Annotated in this window: 20 protein-coding genes and 2 tRNA genes; 14 read left to right on the top strand and 8 right to left on the bottom strand. The window is 42.1% G+C overall.

What is annotated here, in order from left to right; translation table 11 throughout:
- Positions 1-55: 55 nt before the first annotated feature.
- Complete coding sequence (locus tag J0656_RS07905; protein WP_207032728.1) at positions 56-550, top strand: metallophosphoesterase family protein; 495 nt, start codon at positions 56-58, stop codon at positions 548-550.
- A 66-nt stretch (positions 551-616) separates the two neighbouring features.
- Here J0656_RS07905 and J0656_RS07910 read toward each other — a convergent pair whose 3' ends face one another.
- Entirely contained in the window at positions 617-1,027 is a 411-nt protein-coding gene (locus tag J0656_RS07910) for a DUF4293 domain-containing protein (protein WP_207032729.1), read from the bottom strand.
- Positions 1,028-1,218: 191 nt separating this feature from the next.
- On the opposite strand from J0656_RS07910, the gene rho reads away from it, so the two are divergent.
- The 3 genes from rho to J0656_RS07925 all read left to right on the top strand — a co-directional run bounded on the left by rho (position 1,219) and on the right by J0656_RS07925 (position 5,107).
- A complete protein-coding gene (rho, locus tag J0656_RS07915) occupies positions 1,219-2,832 on the top strand; it encodes a transcription termination factor Rho (RefSeq protein ID WP_207032730.1) in 1,614 nt (537 codons plus the stop codon).
- Positions 2,833-2,960: 128 nt separating this feature from the next.
- Positions 2,961-3,608, top strand: a complete 648-nt coding sequence (locus J0656_RS07920) for a hypothetical protein (protein ID WP_207032731.1) — start codon at positions 2,961-2,963, stop codon at positions 3,606-3,608.
- 812 nt (positions 3,609-4,420) lie between these two features.
- Positions 4,421-5,107, top strand: a complete 687-nt coding sequence (locus J0656_RS07925; protein ID WP_207032732.1) for a hypothetical protein — start codon at positions 4,421-4,423, stop codon at positions 5,105-5,107.
- A 63-nt stretch (positions 5,108-5,170) separates the two neighbouring features.
- Here J0656_RS07925 and rpsT read toward each other — a convergent pair whose 3' ends face one another.
- The 4 genes from rpsT to proS all read right to left on the bottom strand — a co-directional run bounded on the left by rpsT (position 5,171) and on the right by proS (position 7,231).
- The gene (rpsT, locus tag J0656_RS07930; protein WP_207032733.1) at positions 5,171-5,422 is read right to left on the bottom strand and encodes a 30S ribosomal protein S20; all 252 of its coding nucleotides are present in this window, start codon (positions 5,420-5,422) and stop codon (positions 5,171-5,173) included.
- Positions 5,423-5,457: 35 nt separating this feature from the next.
- Positions 5,458-5,529, bottom strand: a tRNA-Glu gene (locus tag J0656_RS07935).
- 74 nt (positions 5,530-5,603) lie between these two features.
- Positions 5,604-5,675: transfer RNA gene (locus tag J0656_RS07940), tRNA-Glu, on the bottom strand.
- 80 nt (positions 5,676-5,755) lie between these two features.
- The gene (proS, locus tag J0656_RS07945; protein WP_207032735.1) at positions 5,756-7,231 is read right to left on the bottom strand and encodes a proline--tRNA ligase; all 1,476 of its coding nucleotides are present in this window, start codon (positions 7,229-7,231) and stop codon (positions 5,756-5,758) included.
- A gap of 94 nt (positions 7,232-7,325) precedes the next feature.
- Between proS and J0656_RS07950 the strand changes: the two genes are divergently transcribed.
- Positions 7,326-8,606, top strand: a complete 1,281-nt coding sequence (locus tag J0656_RS07950) for a hypothetical protein (RefSeq protein WP_237688879.1) — start codon at positions 7,326-7,328, stop codon at positions 8,604-8,606.
- A 38-nt stretch (positions 8,607-8,644) separates the two neighbouring features.
- Positions 8,645-10,147, top strand: coding sequence for an OmpP1/FadL family transporter (locus tag J0656_RS07955; RefSeq protein WP_207032736.1), 1,503 nt, complete (start codon positions 8,645-8,647; stop codon positions 10,145-10,147).
- A gap of 52 nt (positions 10,148-10,199) precedes the next feature.
- Here the strand turns inward: J0656_RS07955 and J0656_RS07960 are convergent, their stop codons facing one another.
- Positions 10,200-11,642, bottom strand: coding sequence for a T9SS type B sorting domain-containing protein (locus tag J0656_RS07960; protein WP_207032737.1), 1,443 nt, complete (start codon positions 11,640-11,642; stop codon positions 10,200-10,202).
- Positions 11,643-11,754: 112 nt separating this feature from the next.
- Positions 11,755-13,557, bottom strand: a complete 1,803-nt coding sequence (locus J0656_RS07965; RefSeq protein ID WP_207032738.1) for a T9SS type B sorting domain-containing protein — start codon at positions 13,555-13,557, stop codon at positions 11,755-11,757.
- A gap of 133 nt (positions 13,558-13,690) precedes the next feature.
- Here J0656_RS07965 and folE point away from each other — a divergent pair, with 133 nt between their 5' ends.
- Both folE and cysS read left to right on the top strand, forming a co-directional pair.
- Positions 13,691-14,371, top strand: coding sequence for a GTP cyclohydrolase I FolE (gene folE, locus J0656_RS07970; protein WP_207032739.1), 681 nt, complete (start codon positions 13,691-13,693; stop codon positions 14,369-14,371).
- A gap of 15 nt (positions 14,372-14,386) precedes the next feature.
- Positions 14,387-15,868 (top strand): cysteine--tRNA ligase, encoded by a 1,482-nt coding sequence (gene cysS / locus J0656_RS07975; protein WP_207032740.1) that lies wholly within the window; start codon positions 14,387-14,389, stop codon positions 15,866-15,868.
- Here cysS and J0656_RS07980 read toward each other — a convergent pair.
- The gene (locus J0656_RS07980) at positions 15,865-16,773 is read right to left on the bottom strand and encodes an AraC family transcriptional regulator (RefSeq protein WP_207032741.1); all 909 of its coding nucleotides are present in this window, start codon (positions 16,771-16,773) and stop codon (positions 15,865-15,867) included. The genes cysS and J0656_RS07980 overlap by 4 nt on opposite strands.
- Positions 16,774-16,984: 211 nt before the next feature.
- Between J0656_RS07980 and exaC the strand changes: the two genes are divergently transcribed.
- The 6 genes from exaC (at position 16,985) to J0656_RS08010 (ending at position 21,225) form a co-directional block, all read left to right on the top strand.
- Positions 16,985-18,508: an acetaldehyde dehydrogenase ExaC gene (gene exaC / locus J0656_RS07985; protein ID WP_207032742.1), complete on the top strand. Its 1,524-nt coding sequence runs from the start codon at positions 16,985-16,987 to the stop codon at positions 18,506-18,508.
- 1 nt (position 18,509) lies between these two features.
- On the top strand, positions 18,510-18,896 hold the full coding sequence (locus J0656_RS07990) for a DUF779 domain-containing protein (protein ID WP_207032743.1): 387 nt from the start codon (positions 18,510-18,512) through the stop codon (positions 18,894-18,896).
- Positions 18,897-18,959: 63 nt separating this feature from the next.
- On the top strand, positions 18,960-19,181 hold the full coding sequence (gene yidD, locus J0656_RS07995; protein WP_207032745.1) for a membrane protein insertion efficiency factor YidD: 222 nt from the start codon (positions 18,960-18,962) through the stop codon (positions 19,179-19,181).
- Between the two features lie 66 nt (positions 19,182-19,247).
- Positions 19,248-20,210: a prolipoprotein diacylglyceryl transferase gene (gene lgt / locus J0656_RS08000; protein WP_207032747.1), complete on the top strand. Its 963-nt coding sequence runs from the start codon at positions 19,248-19,250 to the stop codon at positions 20,208-20,210.
- A gap of 4 nt (positions 20,211-20,214) precedes the next feature.
- Entirely contained in the window at positions 20,215-20,700 is a 486-nt protein-coding gene (locus J0656_RS08005) for a DUF192 domain-containing protein (protein WP_207032748.1), read from the top strand.
- Positions 20,701-21,225, top strand: a complete 525-nt coding sequence (locus J0656_RS08010) for a GNAT family N-acetyltransferase (RefSeq protein WP_207032749.1) — start codon at positions 20,701-20,703, stop codon at positions 21,223-21,225.
- Positions 21,226-21,240 lie beyond the last annotated feature (15 nt).

The raw sequence follows: 21,240 nt of genomic DNA on the forward strand, positions 1-21,240 counted from the left end.
TTGAATCCTTTCCAACATAAATCCGACCGTTGGTTTTTAGCATATTTTTAGCGAAATGAAGAAAATCCTGTTGCTTTCCGACACGCATGGCCATATGGACCCAACTATCTTAAAATATGCAGCGCAAGCTGATGAAGTTTGGCATGCAGGCGACATTGGAAGCCTATCTGTTACCGATGAGCTGGAAGCCCTAAAACCGGTTAGAGGCGTGCACGGAAATATTGATGACCATGTGATCCAAAAAGAATTTCCAGAAAATAACCGATTTATGTGCGAAGGGGTCGATGTTTGGATTACGCACATTGGCGGTTATCCGAACCGTTATAATATTCGGGTACGGGATGAAATCAGAAACAATCCGCCCAAACTATTTATTTGTGGACATTCCCATATATTAAAGGTAATGCACGACAAAAAATCGGGGCTGTTGCACATGAATCCAGGGGCATGTGGAAAGCATGGTTTTCATCAGGTACGCACTATGTTGCGTTTTGTTATCGATGGAGAAAAAATATCGGATTTAGAAGTTGTGGAATTGGGCAAGCGATAGCCAAATACATAAAAACCCTGGCCAAAGCCAGGGTTTTTTCGCACTAATACTACTAAGATGTTAGGTTCAACGTAAGCGATCAACAGATTTTACAAGATCTTCATCCTTTTTGATAGCCCTGTTGGCCAGGACCAGAAAAACGATAGAAAATACAGGAATCAGCATCCCAATACCCTTCTCAGAAACCACAGTTTCTCCGGATAAGCTTAGCGATCGATAAACGAAAAATCCTAGTAAAAAAAGGTTCAATATCATATTCAATCTGTTCACCACAAATTGATTTTGTCTTTTCTTGTACATTACAATAGATACAACTGCCAAAACGGTCACAGTGTAAAAAACTAGGCTCACCAACACTTCGTCTTGGGCAAACACCTCTTTTCCACCTATTTCCACCCACAAGTTCAAAAAGAACGGTAGCACGCCTGAAATAAGGCCTACTATGAGCAAAAATAACGTTTGTATCCGTTGAATCATTGTACAAATTGCTTTGGAATGGCAAAAATAGGCGTCTTTTTGAGAATTAAGGCCTTATTCTTGAAAAATTATTTGTAATATTGTCTCGTTATTATCAAGCACCTACCTAGGAATTCTTTCTCCAGTAGCATTCATAAATAACTTTACTTCAAATTTTAGAATCACACAAGTTTAACTTATTCCATTACTTAATGTTCGAGATTTCCGATCTAAAAGCTAAAAAGCTTCCTGAGCTGCAAGAAATTGCAAAGGATCTTAATGTTCCCAAATTCAAATCATTGAAAAAATTGGACCTGGTCTACCAAATATTGGACTTACAAGCGTCCAATCCCAAAGCAGTTAAGGAAACTGTAGCAGCGACTACCGAAGAAAAACCTGAATCCAAACCACAAAGGGCCAGAACACCTCGTCCAAAAAAGGCCGAGGAGAAGAGCACTACTAATGAAAGTGGTGATAAAGCCCCTCCAAAAAGGGAGCCCAGAAACAAAAAAGACGATTCAAAGGGACAAAGTCCCCAACCCAAAAAGGACAATAAGCCACAGAGCAATAGTAATAGCAACAATAATAGTCCTCTAAAGAATCAGAACAACAATAGAAGAAACAACCAGAACAACAAACCACATCACGACAAAAAGAACAGCAACTTTGACAAGGACCTGAAAAACAGGTACAAAGAACCAGAGTTCGAGTTCGACAGTATTATCGAGAGTGAAGGTGTCCTGGACATTATGCAAGATGGTTACGGATTCCTTAGATCATCCGATTACAACTATCTTTCTTCCCCAGATGATATTTATGTGTCGCAATCCCAGATACGTTTATTCGGACTAAAATCCGGTGATACAATCTTAGGGAACATTAGACCCCCAAAAGAAGGTGAAAAATATTTCCCATTGATCAAAGTGAACAAAATCAATGGACTGGACCCACAAGTGGTTCGCGACAGGGTAGCTTTTGAGCACCTTACTCCATTGTTTCCAAAGGAAAAGTTCAAATTGGCGGAAAAGCAAAGTACAATTTCAACAAGGATCATGGATTTGTTCTCTCCTATCGGAAAAGGACAAAGGGGAATGATCGTTTCCCAGCCCAAAACGGGTAAAACCATGTTGTTGAAAGATATTGCCAATGCCATTGCGGCCAACCACCCTGAGGTGTACCAAATCATCCTATTGATCGATGAACGCCCTGAAGAGGTTACGGACATGCAGCGTAACGTACGCGGAGAAGTTGTTGCTTCCACTTTTGACAAGGAAGCCACAGAACACGTAAGGGTTGCCAATATTGTATTGGAAAAAGCAAAAAGATTGGTGGAATGCGGTCACGATGTTGTGATCCTATTGGATTCCATTACCCGTTTGGCCCGTGCCTACAACACCGTACAACCCGCTTCCGGCAAGGTATTGAGTGGTGGTGTGGATGCCAACGCGCTGCACAAGCCAAAACGTTTCTTTGGTGCGGCACGTAACATTGAAAATGGAGGTTCTTTATCCATTATCGCAACAGCCTTAACGGAAACTGGCTCCAAAATGGACGAGGTTATTTTTGAGGAATTCAAGGGTACCGGCAACATGGAACTTCAGTTGGACAGAAGAATTTCCAACAGAAGGATTTTCCCTGCCATCGACCTTATTTCTTCCTCTACACGAAGAGACGATTTGTTGTTGGACGAAAACACCATTCAACGTATGTGGATCATGCGAAAGTATCTTGCCGACATGAACCCTGTTGAAGCTATGGAGTTTATGGAGCAACGCATAAAGCAGACGAAGAACAACGAGGAGTTTTTACTCACCATGAACGAGTAAAAGCACACCGTACTTCTTACAATATAACAATAGACCCTTCAAGTTTTGAAGGGTTTTTTATTGAGTCAATTTACAGAAAAGGCATATCTTTATTCCGGTTTCCTCAAAACTGAACTAAATACTTAACTATGAAAAACAACAAAACCATTCTGATCGCTTCTTTTGGGGCAATTTTATTACTACTGGGAGCCTGTCAAGAAGCACCCAAAAAAGAAGAACCGACCGAACCTGGACAAGAAAAAATTGCTCCACCCGAGGGCATCATTTCTTTGGAAGAATCCAAATCATTGTATGACAATTACACCAAGAACAGGATAGACATTATACGAACATTTGAGGCCGAACGGAACGCTGATGAAAAATTTATCCCAGCGCGGTTCACATCTTTTACCTATGCCGATATAAAACAATATATGCAGTATGTTGAGCAAGAAGCAGAGGAAGCCGGTGTTAAAGTAGCCTCGTTACGACTCTATTTCGCCAACTATCCCGATAAGCCAGATTTTCCTGATGGCAAAAAAATAGTACACCCCAGACAAAATTCTATTTTTATTGTACCCACTACCATGATCGATGGAAAAGAGAAAGGTTTTTATATAGGGTCAGATGGAAAGGCTAAACCAATAAGAGCAGTTGTTGGCACCAAGGAAACCGGAGAAGAAAGCGAACCCAATACTTCGCAGGCCAGTTTTGCTCCCAGTCTGTTCCAAGGTGGAGACACGAGCTTAAATCTTAATCATGGGGGCTCGGGGCCACCTCCCTACACAGACTTTTAGCATAAATGCTTCAAGAGCTCATCAAATACCTGACAGAACATTTTTATGTTCCATTATACCTATTAACATGGATAGTAGCTGTAATCAAATATCGCAGTTACTTTGATACGCCTTTGAAATATTTCCCCATGTTGATCATATACACTTTTTTTACAGAGCTTTTGGGGGTTATCATAAAATACAACAATAACTTCGTATTTTTTTCTGATGGCAGATATTCATGGCACAATGTAATCATATACAATATCTATCAGATTGTTTTTTTTCTCTTCTTTTTTGAGGTTTTCAGAAAAGTCATAAAACAACACGCCATTAAGAAGCAAATACGTTATTTGAGCTTTTTTTGTTTGTTCGCTTACATCGTCAATGCAATAATATATAATCCGCTACACAATCAGACCACCTATGGTCATATTATTGGCTCCTTTATATTATTATACATACTCGCTATATATTTTAGAGAAAAGTACATGGAGAAAGTTCCATATTCGCTAAAACACAATTTACTTTTTTGGATAGGAAGTGGGCTTTTGGTTTTTTACTCAATTTTTCCATTGATTTCAATAATTTATCTATTGAACCTCAATATTGGCATTGGTATCCAGGTTTATTTTAGACCATTGTTGCTTACATCAATCCTATTAATGTACAGTCTCATAATTATTGGGTTACTAGTAGGCAAACGAAAGGCATTTCGATAGCAAATTCTTCAAAAGTATAAGCCTCCCTTTTTAGGAGGCTTTTTTTGTTATTTTTACCGTCCAACCAAACTGAAACCAGAGCACTGTCCATTAGACGGTTACCATAGAATTATGGATGCGATTCTAACCTTTATCACGGAACATTACATTATCCCTTTCTATCTTATTGTTTGGTTGGTATCCGTGGCCTGTTACCGCACTTATTTTGATACTCCGTTAAAATATTACCCCATGTATCTCATGTATACATTTTTAACAGAGTTGCTGGGATATTTTATAAAGTTCCATGAGGAATTCCAAGTGGTGAGCAACAACAAGTACAATTGGTACAATGTTATCATTTACAACATCTATTCGGTGATAACATTTTTATTTTTTTATTACGTTTATTGGCAGGTATTGCATAAAGAAGTGCACAAGAAATGGGTAAAAATAGGCACTGGGATAAGTTTATTAAGTTATGCCATTAGCTTATTCTTCCAAGACCCTTTCTATTCAAATCTATACTATGCAGATCTAGTTGCTTCCATGGTATTACTATTCAGTATTTGGCTGTACTACAAAGAGAAGAAAATTGAGTTCAACCCATACCCCAAAAAACATAATTTGATGTTCTGGACCAGTTTGGGGCTTGCCGTTTTCCATTCAATTTTCCCTTTTCTGATAATTATAGGTTATGAAGCTCCTAAAATTTGGGTCAACTATAATCTACGCAGTGTTCTTTGGATTTTTATCCTGTTTATGTATGGCACCTTTATGATTGGGGTCATGGTACATAAAAGAAAGGCCTTTAGGTAGAACTTTACACAAATAAAAACGCCCCCTAAAAGGAGGCGTTCTACATATTGTGATTGGACACGATTACATTGCTGCAACCTGAGTCATCAATTTACTTTTAAGGTTTGCGGCCTTATTGTTGTGAATGATGTTTTTCTTTGCCAATTTATCGATCATGCCAACTACAGTAGGCAACAAAGCTTCAGCAGCCTTTTTGTCTTCCTCGTTACGCAATTTTTTGATGGCATTACGCACAGTTTTGTGCTGATACCTGTTACGCAAACGTACTGCTTCGTTTCTTCTAATTCTCTTTAATGCTGACTTATGGTTTGCCATTGCTTACAATTAATTCTTTCTAAATCCTTTCTTTGTAGCCCGTAGGGGAATCGAACCCCTGTTACCAGGATGAAAACCTGGCGTCCTAACCCCTAGACGAACGGGCCATTATTTCAGTCTAAAAAATTTCAAGCTTCAAAGTTAAAAAATAAAAGCTTTTAAAGCTTAAAACTTTTCTTTGTAGCCCGTAGGGGAATCGAACCCCTGTTACCAGGATGAAAACCTGGCGTCCTAACCCCTAGACGAACGGGCCATATGGTTGCATAATTGCGGATGCAAAAATACAACTATTTTTAAGTCTTGCAACAGTATTTTTTATTTTTTGCCACCTCTTTAGTATGCCTTTGCAAACAACACCCTTTTATTGGACGGTTTTCCTGTTACCATACACTTACCTTGTTCCTCTTTTGCATCCAATGGAATGCAGCGAATAGTGGCTTTGGTCTCTTCTTTTATCCTATCCTCGGTTTCGGCCGAACCGTCCCAATGCGCTGAAACAAAACCTCCTTTTTCCTCGATAACCTTTTTGAAATCATCATAGGAATCCACTTCCGTAATGTGCCCCTTTCTATAATCCAACGCTTTGTTAAATATGTTCTCTTGGATTTCATCCATTAACAAAACCACTTTTTCCACTACCTCATCGGCTTTCACGATTTCTTTGGACAGGGTATCCCTTCGGGCCACTTCAAAAGTGCCATTAGCCAAATCGCGCTGGCCCACTGCCAAACGCACGGGAACCCCCTTCAACTCATACTCATTGAATTTAAAGCCTGGTTTATGGGTATCTCGGGTATCATATTTTACGGTAATGCCCTTATCGCGTAGTTCCTTTACCAAAGGCTCCACTTTTTCTGAAATGGCATCCAACTGGTCCAATCCTTTATAAATAGGTACGATTACCACTTGAATAGGCGCAAGTTGAGGTGGAAGCACCAATCCGTTATCATCACTATGGGTCATTACCAAGGCTCCCATCAATCTGGTGGAAACGCCCCAAGATGTTGCCCATACATAATCTTGTGTGCCTTCTTTGTTGGCAAATTTTACATCGAACGCTTTTGCAAAATTCTGACCTAAAAAGTGGGATGTTCCTGCCTGTAGCGCCTTACCGTCCTGCATCAAGGCTTCGATACAATACGTTTCTTCGGCACCGGCAAAACGTTCGCTTTCTGTTTTGGTCCCTTTGATTACGGGAACACCCATATATTTTTCAGCAAATTCGGCATATACGTTCATCATAAGCTCTGCCTCCTCAATTGCCTCCTCTCGGGTTGCGTGTGCGGTATGCCCTTCCTGCCATAAAAATTCGGCAGTTCTAAGAAAAAGACGGGTCCGCATTTCCCAACGCACCACATTGGCCCATTGGTTTACTTTTAACGGCAAATCACGATAGGATTGAATCCATCTTCTATATGTATCCCAGATTATGGTTTCCGAAGTGGGACGAACAATGAGCTCTTCTTCCAATTTGGCATTCTCATCCACCACTATGCCACTCCCATCCTCGGCATTTTTCAAACGGTAATGGGTAACCACAGCGCACTCCTTGGCAAACCCTTCAACATGACTGGCCTCCTTGCTCAAATATGATTTTGGAATGAACAATGGAAAATAGGCATTCTCATGACCCGTTTCCTTGAACATTTTGTCCAATTGCGCCTGCATCTTTTCCCATATGGCATAACCGTACGGCTTTATCACCATACAGCCCCTAACACCCGAGTTCTCAGCCAAATCCGACTTTACCACCAGTTCGTTATACCATTTGGAATAATCCTCTGCTCTGCTCGTTAAATTTTTACCCATCAATTGTAGTTTGGCACAAAACTTGCGACTTTATTAATAAAATGATTGGGTAAAACTAATTATTTTTAGTATGTTCAACAATAAAAATTGCGCCATGTTAAAGTCTTTACTCCACAATAATCTTAGAACCCCCGCCATATTGATGGTCAGTGCCATCTTTGCGTCTTCCTGTGGTTCCTATCAACAAGCTTCTTATTATGATGACGGCATCTATTCCTCCAACGACCGCGTTGTTGGTGTTGAAAAGAGAAATGCCCAAGGTATGAGAATCGAAGAGCAGGAAAGCAATATGTACGGTGAATACTTCGGTGACCGCGCTAACGAAATTGGCGAAGTATTGGATAGCGAAGTTTTTACAGATATAGATAGCTATTCCAGTCAAGCACAAAACGACTCAATTCCTTACGGCGAACAAACCGATTATTTCGCATACAACAACAACTACAACGGAAACCCTGGATGGGGAGACAATCCTACCAGCATTTCCATCAACGTTTATGATAACAGTTGGGGCTGGGGCGGCTATTACGGCTGGAACGACCCATGGTTATGGAATGCCGGCTGGGGATGGAACTCTCCATACTACGGCTGGGGCTGGGGATGGAACAATCCTTGGAGGTATAACCGTTGGGGCTGGGGCGGATACTACGGCTGGGGACACCCATACAACGGTTGGGGCTGGGCCGGCAACTTTGGTTGGGGCGGATATTACGGCTGGGGTGGATACTACGGCAACTACTGGGGCCGTCCATATTACAACCGTGGCTATTATGGAAGAAACTACGCCTACATGTCAGGACGAAGAGGATATACTTCCCGTATACCTGGCACTGCAATTACATCTAGGTCAAACGGATACTCGACAAGATTTAGAAATAACAGTGGACGTTCCAATGGAAACGTTTCCAGAAGTAATGGCTTGGCCAACAGAAGAAGTTCCAATGGCTATAGCAATAGGTCCAACGTAAGAAGGTCCGTAAGTGCTGATGCAGTTTCCAGAAACCAAAATTATAGAACAAGTAGAAGTACCCGTACTTCCCCTAGTTACAATGGAAGTTCCAGAACATACCGTTCCTATGGCACTTCCCCTTCTACTAGAAGTAGCGGAACCTACAACCGAAGCTCTAGAAGCTATCAATCCAGAAGCACGGCACCGAGCAGAAGTTACAACCGTTCCTCTACCGGATCTAGTTCCAGAAGCTATCGCAGTAGTGGTTCTTCCAGAAGCAGCAGATCTAGTGGCAGTTATCGTAGCTCCGGAAGCAGCTCCAGAAGTTCCGGTGTAAGCCGTTCTTCCGGTGGTGGCTCAAGATCTTCTGGCGTGTCACGTTCATCAGGTGGCAGCAGAGGTGGTCGAGGTGGCGGTAGACCTTAATTTCACAAAGTTATATTGATTAATCTAAATCAGAATAAATGAAAAGAATCTCAACTTTCATAATGGTATTGGCATGCACTTTTGCAAGTGCCCAAACCATAGATGATGTTATGCGCTACAGCACAGAAAACCTACAGGGAACCGCAAGGTTTCAAGCAATGGGCGGTGCATTTGGAGCTTTGGGCGGTGACTTATCGGCCTTGAACGTAAATCCTGCTGGTTCCGCAGTATTCAATTTTAGCGAGATATCGATTACAGGATCAAACTACCATAGGAACAACGATGCCCTTTATGGCAATACCACAAGAAACACTACGGACAATTCATTGGAATTTAACCAAATCGGTGGCGTTTTTGTATGGAACTCATCTACCGATAGCCCTTGGAAAAAAATTGCATTGGCCGTCAATTATGATATGGTCCAAAATTTTGATAACCAATTGGTCGTTACAGGTTCCAGCCCCGTAGGAATCGACAACTATTTTCTGAATTTTGCCGATGGCGAACCTCTAGGTCCATTACGTACCCAACAAGGTGAGTATATTGAAGATGCTTATTTGGATATCGGTGCCAATCTAGGGTACTCCGCCCAACAGGCATTTCTTGGATTCCAAGCGGGTATTATTGAACCTGTTGAAGATGATGACCAGAACACCTCTTACTTTTCCAATGCGCAATACGGCACTGTAAACCAAAGATATGTTCGGAACACTTCTGGCTACAATAGTAAATTCACATTGAACTTTGCAAGCCAATACAAAGAAGACCTATACTTGGGTGCATCTTTAAACTTTCATAACGTACTCTATGACAGGGTTTCCTATTTGGATGAAGAAGGTTATGATGCCGAATCTCCGATTCAGAGCATTTCTTTTGACAATCTTTTGCATACCGAAGGTTACGGATTCTCGTTTAGTCTAGGAGCCATCGCTAAGGTAAATCAAACGGTTCGCGTTGGAGCCAGTTATCAATCGCCAACATGGTACACCCTAACGGACGATACCTCACAGCGAATCAACTCAAACTTAGCTGTATCGGATATTGATTTCATCAACTTTACCATCGTAAACCTTTACGATGAATACAGGATAAAAACCCCTGAAAAATATACAGGTAGTGTCGCTTTGGTATTTGGACAAGATGGACTCATCAGCTTTGATTACTCTTATCAGGACATGTCCAAAGCACAACTCAGACCTACTTCCGACCCTAGTTTTGCTGCTGAGAATGATTTTATTTCAGACACGCTTGGTGCCGTGAACTCCTTCCGTGTAGGTGGTGAGTACCGTATAGACCAAGTTAGCCTTAGGGGTGGTTACCGATATGACCAAAGTCCATATGAGGATACAGATTTTGTGGGAGATTTGAACGGTTTTTCTGCCGGTATAGGTTACAATTTTGGAGCTAGCCGATTGGATTTGGCCTACAGCAGGACCGAACAAGATGTGAACTCCTATTTGTTTGATGGCGGAGTCGACAACGCAGCGCTTATCAACAGAATAAACATCAATATATCTTTAGGCTACACACTAAAATTTTAAAAATCTAAAAATAGAAAGTACAAGGCTGGAAGAAATTCCGGCCTTTTTTATATCAGCGAACCAATGAAAAATGTCTGCGAACCGACTTGGCCACAATAAGACCATCTTCATCGCGCCCATATTCCAAACGGAACCAATAGTCGGATGAAGGCATATCCCTACCGTTAAAAGTACCATCCCATCCAACGTTCACATTCACTTGTTTTAGGAGTTTACCATAGCGGTCAAAAATATACACCACAGGGTTTTGCAATCGCTCCACCCCGTAAACGGTCCAGTTGTCGTGGGCACCATCGCTGTTAGGGGTGAAGAATTTTGGGTAACCAACCACCAAAAACTCGATAGGTTGGGTGGTACCACAACCATTTTTATCGTTAATGATAACGGTATTGGTGCCCGGAGGAACATCTTCAAAAATAGGATCATCCTGAAATTCACCACCATTTATGGCATATTCATAGTTCCCATCCCCCACCGGAACAATTTCCACATTGTACGGGTCGGTCTGGTCACTGTTCACCAAATCATCAATGACCCGAACTTCTTCCAGCTCCGGAGTGCCATAAAATGTGATTAGGATATCATCGGTAATCGTGGTACCAAACGTGGACTCGATTGTAACCCGATAGCGACCGGAATTTGGACTGGAAACCGTAAATTCTGTTTCACTGGCACCTGTAGCCAATATGGTTTCATAAGTACCGTCATCATCAGCATCCAACTTCCAAATAATATTTGAAATACTTGGTCCTACCGGAGAATTTAAAGCGGACAAAGTAATATCCGGGTCGCCCTCACAGGCCACAATATCAAACCCTAAAAATTCATCTCGCAAAGTACAATCCAAGGCATTGTCCTGATCTTCATCCACGGAAGAACCTGTAAAAGTCAACATAAAAGACTCTGGCTCTTCATCAAAATTGGTATTGTAGTTATTGATGTACAGGTAATAAACCTCCCCCTGTCTCACATTCAACCATTCATCGTAGGTATTCTGACTTGACTTTACAAAGGGAGCACCCTCTCGCCCATCAACAGGGTTCACCCCTATTCCTGTAAAACCGGTATCGTTGTATTCATAGTTACACCGAATGGGCTGTGCGCTGCCATCTCCCACTATGGTGCAGAAGTTATCGTTCATGGTTTCATCAAAAGGGCCATACAAAGCAAAATCCCATTCCGAGGTAATCGGGCTACCGGGCGTTACAGGAAGCGCCTCGATATCAAAACCGATTTGACCGTCCGTACCCGCCCTAAAAACGTACCAGGCCGTATTGTTCTCAATATTGGCAGAGCTCACACTCCCCTTCTCCAAACAGCCTGTCTGGGTAATTACCTCCGGGTCAAAATCATCGATATCACCGCTACCGTCAGTGGTTCCCAAAATGGGTTCATCGGCACAAACAGGAATGGCTGTCCTACAATCTGGTGAGTTTTGCGCGCTAACCGCCTGAAATAGAAAGAAGCAACAGATAGCGCTAAATAGGGCTCTCATAGAATTTTGGGGCTAATGGTTATTCTACTTACAACCCTTATAACTCCATTAACCCTACCTTTAGTATTTTTTATCGAAGAAATTTGCTCTTAATCGACTAACAACATCTGTGCTAACGTCTCAAGGAGAAATGACTTTGGATATGCTTGGCGAAAGTTCGGTTGCCATTGTCATCCACATAGGATAATTTGAACCAATAATCCGTGGATGGTAGCGGTTTACCCTGAAAGCTGCCATCCCATCCGGGGTCAAACTCGTTCATTTGCTTGATGAGCTTACCATATCGGTCATAAATCGTAACAATGGGTGAATTTAAGGTAGAGAGTCCCTCGATTTGCCACGTCTCGTTCATTACATCTCCATTGGGCGAAAAAATCGCCAAATACCCAACCACAACAATATCCTCTTCAACAATGCCGCATCCATACGGGTCTTGCATACGCACAGTATGAACACCGGGAGGCACGCCCTCGAACACATTGCTCACTTGAAAATCCCCGCCATCTATGCTGTATTCGTACATACCATTGTTCTCCGTATTGATGGTTACCGTATTGTTTACGCTCAAATCCTCGATGTCCACACTGGAAATTTGTGGCATTGTAGAAACTTCCACGAACACGGTTCGGCTGGTTTCACAAAGAGTTCCGTTGGATTGATTGGTCACCGTTAACGTATATTGACCGCTTTCGGAAACTGATATGGACGGTGTTTGTTCACCTGTACTCCATTGATAGGTATAATTTGGATTAGAATTTGTTTCCCCTATTTCCAGACTTCCAACCGACTCACAGATTACAGCTTGGTCCGAAAAACTTAGGATCGGAGTTTCAATGGCATTCAAAGTAAAGCTTTGGGAAGCATCATAACATTCTGGGTTTGACAAAGAAGTAGTCCTAACAAATATGGTTTCGAGACCTCCAGTTGGAATGTATTGTTTTTCCAAAGGATGATTTCCAGCATCAGCATCTGCTTGCGAACTATGGTAACTGACCACAAAATCATCAGGGTCCGTGCCATTCAATGCCTCGGAATTTTTATCATTCAAGTTAAATGCCATGTTAGCTTCTTGGCAAAAGGTTTCATCAGTTAACGCACCTGTAACAGGCACTTCATTGAATCCCACCTGAACATCGCTCACTATATTTTCGGTAGATGTAGTGACTACCACTCGGTACTGTCCTGTGCTTTGAACATCATAAGTGGCCGCATTTGCACCTGCTATCAGTTGGTATCCGCTTCCAGAATCATTATACCACTCGTAATTAGTGGCTCCCACAGTAGTAGCGTCCAACACAATATTATCACCTTCACAAGCAGCGATTGGTGGCCCAAGCAAATTGTTTATGATGGTGCAATCCAATGCACTATTGGGGTGGTCCACCCAAATATTTCCTGTAAACTGAATGGAAAAACCAGAATTGACATTACTGAAGTTATTGATAAAGAGGTAATAGTCCTCGCCAGCTTCAACTTGGAGCCAATCTTCATAATGAACAGAATCCAAATCGCCCGTAGGATCTTCCCCTACCCCGATAAAACTGGTGTTTTCGCTATTATCAAAAAAATTACAGCGGACAGGGTCGCCCAGATTGCTGCAATCCGTTGCACGATATAGGGCAAAATCCCAATCCTCATCACTGCTGTGCCCAATATTAAAACCTAACTGCCCCGCTTCGGCCGTTCTAAATCGATACCAAGCAGAATTGGATTCAATCGCTCCGGTCGTGGTCTGCTCCAAACATCCACTGGAAACCGCTCCATTAAAATCATCTGTACCAAAACCATTGGTGCCCCCATTAATAGGGGTGTTACTACAAATAGGAACCGCATCTACACAATCTTGTGCAACTTGGGCATTCGCAGCCTGACAAATCAGTAGCAGAAATAAGGTCTTAAAAAAGGGTTTAAACATAAAAGACTGTACGTTTGGGCATTATAAAAGTACCGTGGCGTTAGGGTTAACAATAATTTATGTTGTCAAACCTCGGCAAGCAGATGTTAAATCCCTCATTAATGTATATCTTTGCTGTCTTTAAGCAATAGCTATGAAACTAGAGCAGGCATTGGAAGAACAATATGAAGAAAGAGGAAACGACCACGTAGGTTCCTCATCGGACACCCCGCTAAGGGATGATGCTTTTGTATTGAGCGACGAAGAAAAAATCGAAAGAATACAGAAAAGCGTAAGAGAGATCATGCTTACCCTTGGTCTTGATTTGGATGATGACAGTTTGAAGGGAACACCCAAACGAGTGGCCAAAATGTACGTTCAGGAAATTTTTGGTGGACTTCATCCGGACAGAAAACCGAAATCTTCAACTTTTGACAATAAATACAAGTACGGTGAGATTTTGGTGGAGAAAAACATTGTGGTTTACTCTACTTGCGAGCACCATTTGTTGCCCATTGTGGGCCGAGCGCACATCGCCTATATTTCCAACGGAACAGTAGTTGGGCTTTCCAAAATGAACCGCGTAGTGGATTATTATGCCAAACGCCCTCAGGTTCAGGAACGAATGAACATCCAAATTGTAAAAGAACTTCAAAAAGTTTTGGGTACTGAAGATGTAGCTTGTGTTATCGATGCCAAGCACCTTTGTGTAAACTCTAGGGGAATTCGAGATATTGACAGTAGCACGGTGACCGCCGAATACGGTGGAAAGTTTAAAGAAGAGGCCACCAGAAGAGAGTTTTTGGATTACATTAACTTGGACACCGAATTTTAAACACCAACCTGTTAAATGCAACTTTATAAAGACCAAACCTTAAGAATCCATAATTCACTTACTGGAAAGAAAGACATATTCGAACCCATAAACGAAGGCCATGTGGGCATGTATGTTTGTGGTCCAACAGTTTACAGCAATGTGCATTTGGGCAACTGCCGTACGTTTATGTCGTTTGATATGATTTTTCGGTACTTCAAACACTTGGGGTACAAGGTGCGCTATGTTCGCAATATTACGGACGCGGGCCACTTGGAAAACGATGCGGACGAAGGCGAGGATAAAATTGCAAAAAAGGCAAAACTGGAGCAGATTGAACCAATGGAAGTCGTGCAACGCTACACCGTTGATTTCCACAATACCCTACAACAGTTCAACCTATTGCCCCCGAGCATTGAACCTACGGCCACAGGTCACATCATTGAACAGATAGAGATTATCAAAGAAATCCTTGAAAAAGGATTGGCATACGAGGCCAACGGTTCTGTTTATTTTGACGTGATCAAATTCAATGAAGACCATGACTACGGTAAATTGAGCGGAAGAAAGTTGGAGGACATGATCACCAACACCCGTGAACTTACCGCCCAGGACGAAAAAAGAAACCCTCAGGATTTTGCCCTTTGGAAAAAAGCGGAACCCCAACACATTATGCGTTGGCCATCCCCTTGGGGCGATGGTTTCCCAGGATGGCACTTGGAGTGTACAGCCATGAGCACCAAATATTTGGGCGAAACCTTTGATATTCACGGCGGAGGAATGGACCTTAAATTCCCCCATCATGAGTGCGAGATTGCACAGGCAGAGGCCAGCACCGGAAAATCTCCAGTTAATTATTGGATGCATGCCAATATGTTGACCCTGAACGGTAAAAAAATGTCCAAATCCACGGACAACAATATTTATCCTTCAGAGATTTTTAGTGGGAACAATAATATTTTGAGTAAGCCCTACTCACCAGCTGTAGTTCGCTTTTTTATGATGCAGGCACACTACACCAGTATTTTGGACCTTAGTGACGAAGCTTTGCAAGCATCCGAAAAAGGATATGGCCGTTTGATGGATGCCCTGGATAGCATCGATAAATTAAAAACCGGTGAAAAGTCGGATTTTGATGTGGCCGCTTGGAAGCAGAAATGCTACGATGCCATGAACGACGACTTCAACACCCCGATTTTAATCGCGCAGTTGTTCGAGGCCGTAAAGCACATCAACTTAATCAAGGAAGCCAAGGAAAGTATTTCCGAAGAGGACAAAGATTTTCTGGCAAGTTCGTTCAAAGCCTTTGTTTACGATGTACTTGGTATTGAAAATCAATCCATGGGCAAAGATGATTCCAATACACTCAACGGAGTGATGGACTTGTTAATTGACATTAGGAATGAGGCGCGTGCCAAAAAAGACTTTGCCACTTCAGATAAGATTAGAGATCAATTGGTAGAACTCGGCATCCAGATTAAAGATGGCAAGGACGGTACAACCTTTAGCGTAAACTAGTGTTTCACAAATTTTGATTGGTATTCACCTGGCGAAACATGGATTTTTCGCTTAAAAAGTCGATTGAAATAAGAACGGTTCTCAAACCCACATTCCATATAAACTTCCTTTATTTTCCTATCAGGATTCTTTAAGAGATTGATAGCCATTTTAATACGTTCGCTGTTGATGTAATCAATCGGCGTAACGCCCAGTTCGTCTTTAAAAGTTTTATGGAAGTGAGACTCGCTCATGTATGCTTTTTTACTTAACTCCCCTACCGTTAAAGGCTCGTGCAGGTGCTGAGAGATGTATTCGATTACATAGGCCAATCGGTTGTTGGAACTTATTTTAGAGGCATTTTGCGCATATTTTTCTCGGGTATTCCCCTGCAAGATTCTAATTATCAACTCTTGGACCATATTATCCACAAAAAAATCCTTGGAAGGGTGATTTTCCGTGAACAGGTACAGCAAGCGTTGGATAATACCATAAATACTGGCATCATTAGTAAAATGGTAATTGTAATCCATCAAGGCCCATTCCGAACCATCGTGCTTGGGCATGGATTCGTTCATCAAATTGATGACCTTATTGATTTTTTCATCGGAAATGGCCATGGCCAAACAACGTGTCGGATTCTCTTCGTTCGCTTCGGGAAAATCGATACACATGACTTCATTGGAAGGAAGTATCAAAGATTCACCAGGTAGAAAATTGAAAGATTTTTTGTCTCTAAGATGCATCACCTTCTTCCCAATCAACATGGAGGCAAGTACAGGCTGGTCAAATTGAAGGAGTACTTTTTCCGCTTGAAGATGCGTCTCGAATACATGCATTGATGCATTGTTCAAGGTGTAGGAAGTTTGGTTTTCGACCAAATGCTCCAGTTTTCTTTCTTTATAGAATTTATCCGGCAATCGCATATTCAATACTCACTCCTTAACATATTATGTAAATAGTTATTAAATATAAAAAATATGATATGATTTTTTGTTAAAAACATAAAAACAAAGAGGATTGGTCATGACATTAATAGAATACGTCAGATGTACAGAGTTCAAAATCAATACTTTTAGAATCAGTCACTTGAGCAAAGTGTGAACGAACATAAAATTAACTTTAACAACAAGTATTATGAGCAATGTACAAACTACTGAACGCAGTGTTTTAGAAAAACCAAAGTTTAAAGATCAATATGAAAATTACATCGGTGGCAAATGGACCCCGCCGACAAAAGGAGAATATTTTGACAACGTTTCCCCAGTAGATGGCAATGCATTTACCAAAATTGCGCGATCCACAGCAGAGGATGTGGACAAAGCCATTGATGCCGCCTGGGCAGCGGCACCAGAATGGAACAATTCCTCCGCAACATACCGCAGTAACCTTCTTTTAAAGATTGCGGATGTCATGGAGAAAAATTTAGAAGTGTTGGCACGCGCAGAAACATGGGACAACGGTAAAGCGTTACGTGAGACACGTGCCGCGGACATGCCATTGGCAGTAGACCACTTTAGGTACTTTGCGGGTGTAATCCGTGCAGAAGAAGGTTCGGTAAGTGAATTGGACAGCAATACCGTATCCATGAACATTATGGAACCCCTTGGCGTGGTAGGACAGATCATACCTTGGAACTTCCCTATTTTGATGGCCGCCTGGAAATTGGCTCCCGCCTTGGCCGCAGGAAACTGTGTCGTTCTAAAACCAGCGGAACAAACACCAGTAGGCATATTAATACTGATGGAGCTGATAGAGGACATCCTTCCGGCCGGTGTACTAAACATCATCAACGGATTTGGTATTGAAGCTGGAAAACCTTTGGCATCGAGTTCTCGAATCAAAAAAATCGCCTTTACAGGAGAGACCACAACGGGTCAATTGATCATGCAATATGCATCAAAAAACATCATACCCGTTACTTTGGAATTGGGCGGTAAATCGCCTAACGTTTTCTTCGAAAGCATTATGGACGCCGACGATGAATTCTTCGATAAATGTTTGGAAGGTGCCGTTATGTTCGCATTGAACCAAGGGGAAGTATGTACCTGTCCATCCAGAATATTGGTACAGGAAAGCATCTACGACAAATTCATAGAGCGAGTTGTGGAGCGCACCAAAGCCATCAAACTGGGACATCCGTTAGACCCGGAAACCATGATGGGCGCACAGGCCTCCAACGATCAGTTCGAGAAAATCATGAACTACATCCAAATTGGTAAAGAAGAAGGATGTGAAGTGTTGGCCGGTGGCGAGGCTGCTTACAACGAAGGGCTTGAAGGTGGATATTACATTCAACCCACCATTTTGAAAGGAAACAACAAAATGCGCGTGTTCCAAGAGGAGATTTTTGGGCCTGTGGTCTGCGTAACCACATTTAAAGATGAAGCCGAAGCCTTGGAAATCGCAAACGACACGCTATACGGATTGGGCGCAGGGGTCTGGACTCGCGATATGCACCAAGCCTATAAAATATCGCGACAGATAGAAGCTGGTAGGGTTTGGGTGAATTGCTACCACAACTACCCTGCACATGCACCATTCGGCGGGTATAAAAAGTCGGGAATCGGTAGAGAAAACCATAAAATGATGCTCAGTCATTACACGCAGACCAAAAACATGCTGATTTCCTACGACAAGAACAAATTGGGATTTTTCTAAGATGGGAAATTTGATAAAACGCGTATTGGTATCTGACAATGCCATAAAAATCATTGACCAGTTAAGGGAGCGCCACGGCGAACTTATGTTCCACCAAAGCGGGGGCTGCTGTGATGGCTCCTCCCCCATGTGCTTCCCCAAAGGCGAGTTGATGCTCAATGGGAACGATATAAAATTGGGCACCATACATGGATGTGATTTTTTTATGAGCAAGGACCAGTTCGAATATTGGAAACACACACAGCTTACAGTTGATGTAACCACAGGGCGTGGTGCCAGTTTTAGTCTGGAAATTCCGTTGGGACTCCGTTTTGTCATCAAATCACGAATGTACACGGATGAGGAACGGGAACATCTTGAACCCGTTCAATCTGCTGAAGAAGTATAATCCAAGCCCCGATTTTGTCGGGGCTTTTTGCTACCTTGTCCCTATCCATCACTTGAGGTTTACATGAAGAAAATTTTGATAGCGCCATTTGTACTGTTGGTACGGTTTTACCAACTCTTTATATCCCCCATGCTTCCCGCAACCTGCCGCTATTCACCTACATGCTCTCAATATACCTTGGAGGCCCTAAAAAAACACGGATTGTTCAAAGGTGGGTGGCTGTCCATCAAGCGTATTGTCAGTTGCAATCCTTGGGGTGGAAGTGGTTACGACCCTGTACCCTGAAAAATTGCACTTTAATTAACCCGTGCAACCATTCAAAGTAGTTATATTAGTCCAAAATTTAGATAAATGTATTTTCTCGGATTTGATTGGAACCCCGAAGGAACCCTGTTTAAATTGGGTTTCATACAGATAAAGTATTATAATTTGTTGTGGATTGCCGCCTTTGTTCTGGGCTGGTTCATCATGAAGAAAATCTTCCTGAACGAAAAGAAATCCATGGAAAAATTGGATTCCCTTTTTATTTACACAGTAGTCTCGATCATGCTCGGTGCACGGTTGGGCCATGTTTTCTTCTATGATTGGGACTATTATAAAGACCATTTAGCCGAGATTCTGTTACCCATTAGGGAAAGTGCCAACAGCAATCTTTTTGGCATCATCAACGGGTATGAGTTTACTGGGTTTACAGGTTTGGCAAGCCATGGCGCCACCATTGCAGCGATTATTGGGATTGCATTGTATTGCAGAAAATGGAAAGATATTAAAATGCTTTGGCTATTGGACCGATTGGTGATTCCTTCCGCCATAGGCGCTGCATTTGTTAGGTTCGGTAATTTTTTCAATTCCGAAATCAATGGAAAAGTAGTCGACAAGTCCTATTTTTTAGCAACAAGATTTATCCGTGATTCGGATGATATGCCGGCGTACCAAGCAATGGCCCTGACCAAGGAACAAACCCCCAATGCCGCCTATAAAGCCATTCAGCACAATCCGGAATTCTCCGAAGTGCTACAATCCATTCCTTTCCGTCATCCAGCACAATTGTATGAGGGCTTCTGCTATGTATTTGTATTTATAGCCCTATACCTTCTGTATTGGAAAACCGATTGGAAGAACAAACCTGGCTTCCTTTTTGGATTGTTCATGGTGCTGTTGTTCGTGGTACGTTTCTTCGTAGAGTTCTACAAAAAGAGTCAAGGTGGGTTCGAGGATACACTTGGCATGCTCTCCACAGGGCAATGGCTCAGTATCCCCATGATTTTAATCGGGGTGTATTTTATGGTTAAACCAGAACCAGTAGAACTATAACAACATGTTACGAACAGGAAAAATAGCGCTTTTGACCTTTGCCATTACTTTGGTGTCGTGTAAATCGGAGCCTAAACAATCCATCAAAACGGAAAATATCTCCTTCACCAAAGAAGGTGAGCTTGACATACTATCATCGAAAACAGACTCGATAAAAGCGAATTTTGACATCGAGATTGCAGAAACGGAGTACGAAACCCTAACAGGGCTCATGTACCGAAAATCCATGCAGCAAGACCGGGGAATGTTGTTCATTCAACCTGAAGAGGCTGAGCAAAATTTTTACATGAAGAATACCGAAATCCCTCTGGATATTATTTATATCAACTCCGGAATGAAAGTGGTTAGCTTTCAAAAAAATGCAAAACCCCTTGATGAAAGTAGCCTACCTTCCAGAGCTCCGGCAAAGTACGTATTGGAAATCAATGCGGGACTTTCCGACCAATTGGGACTGAAAGTGGGCGACAGTATTTCCTTTTCCCGCAATTAAATGTCGAAATACCTTTTAGAAAACCAAACTTCAGAAAGGCTGATTTTTCGTAAGCTGAAAGAATCGGACTTTGAGGAATGGTTGCCCTTTTATCACAATCCAAAATCCACCCAATATTGGGAAGGTCTTCCTGCCGACCCTATTGAAGCCTGTACATCTCAATTTGACAGAGTTTTTGAACGCTACGAAAATGACTTGGGCGGCATGAACGCCCTAATTTCAAAAGAAACAGGTGAGCTGGTCGGAATCTGTGGCCTACTTGTCCATATGGTAGATAATATCGAGGAACTGGAGATCGGATACTCCATTCTACCTAAATTTTGGTTACAAGGCTATGCGTTTGAAGCTGCACAAAAATGTAAGCAGTTTGCTTTCGAAAACAGTTTCTCGGATTCATTGATTTCCATTATTCATGTGGATAATTTACCTTCCCAAAAAGTGGCTCAAAAAAACGGTATGTTTTTGGACAAAACCACTACGTACAAGAATAATCCGGTCCATATTTTTCGGGTAAAGCGAGGATAATCGTAATTTTAAGTC

The organism is Flagellimonas aurea (genome assembly GCF_017313785.1).
GTDB lineage: Bacteria > Bacteroidota > Bacteroidia > Flavobacteriales > Flavobacteriaceae > Flagellimonas > Flagellimonas aurea.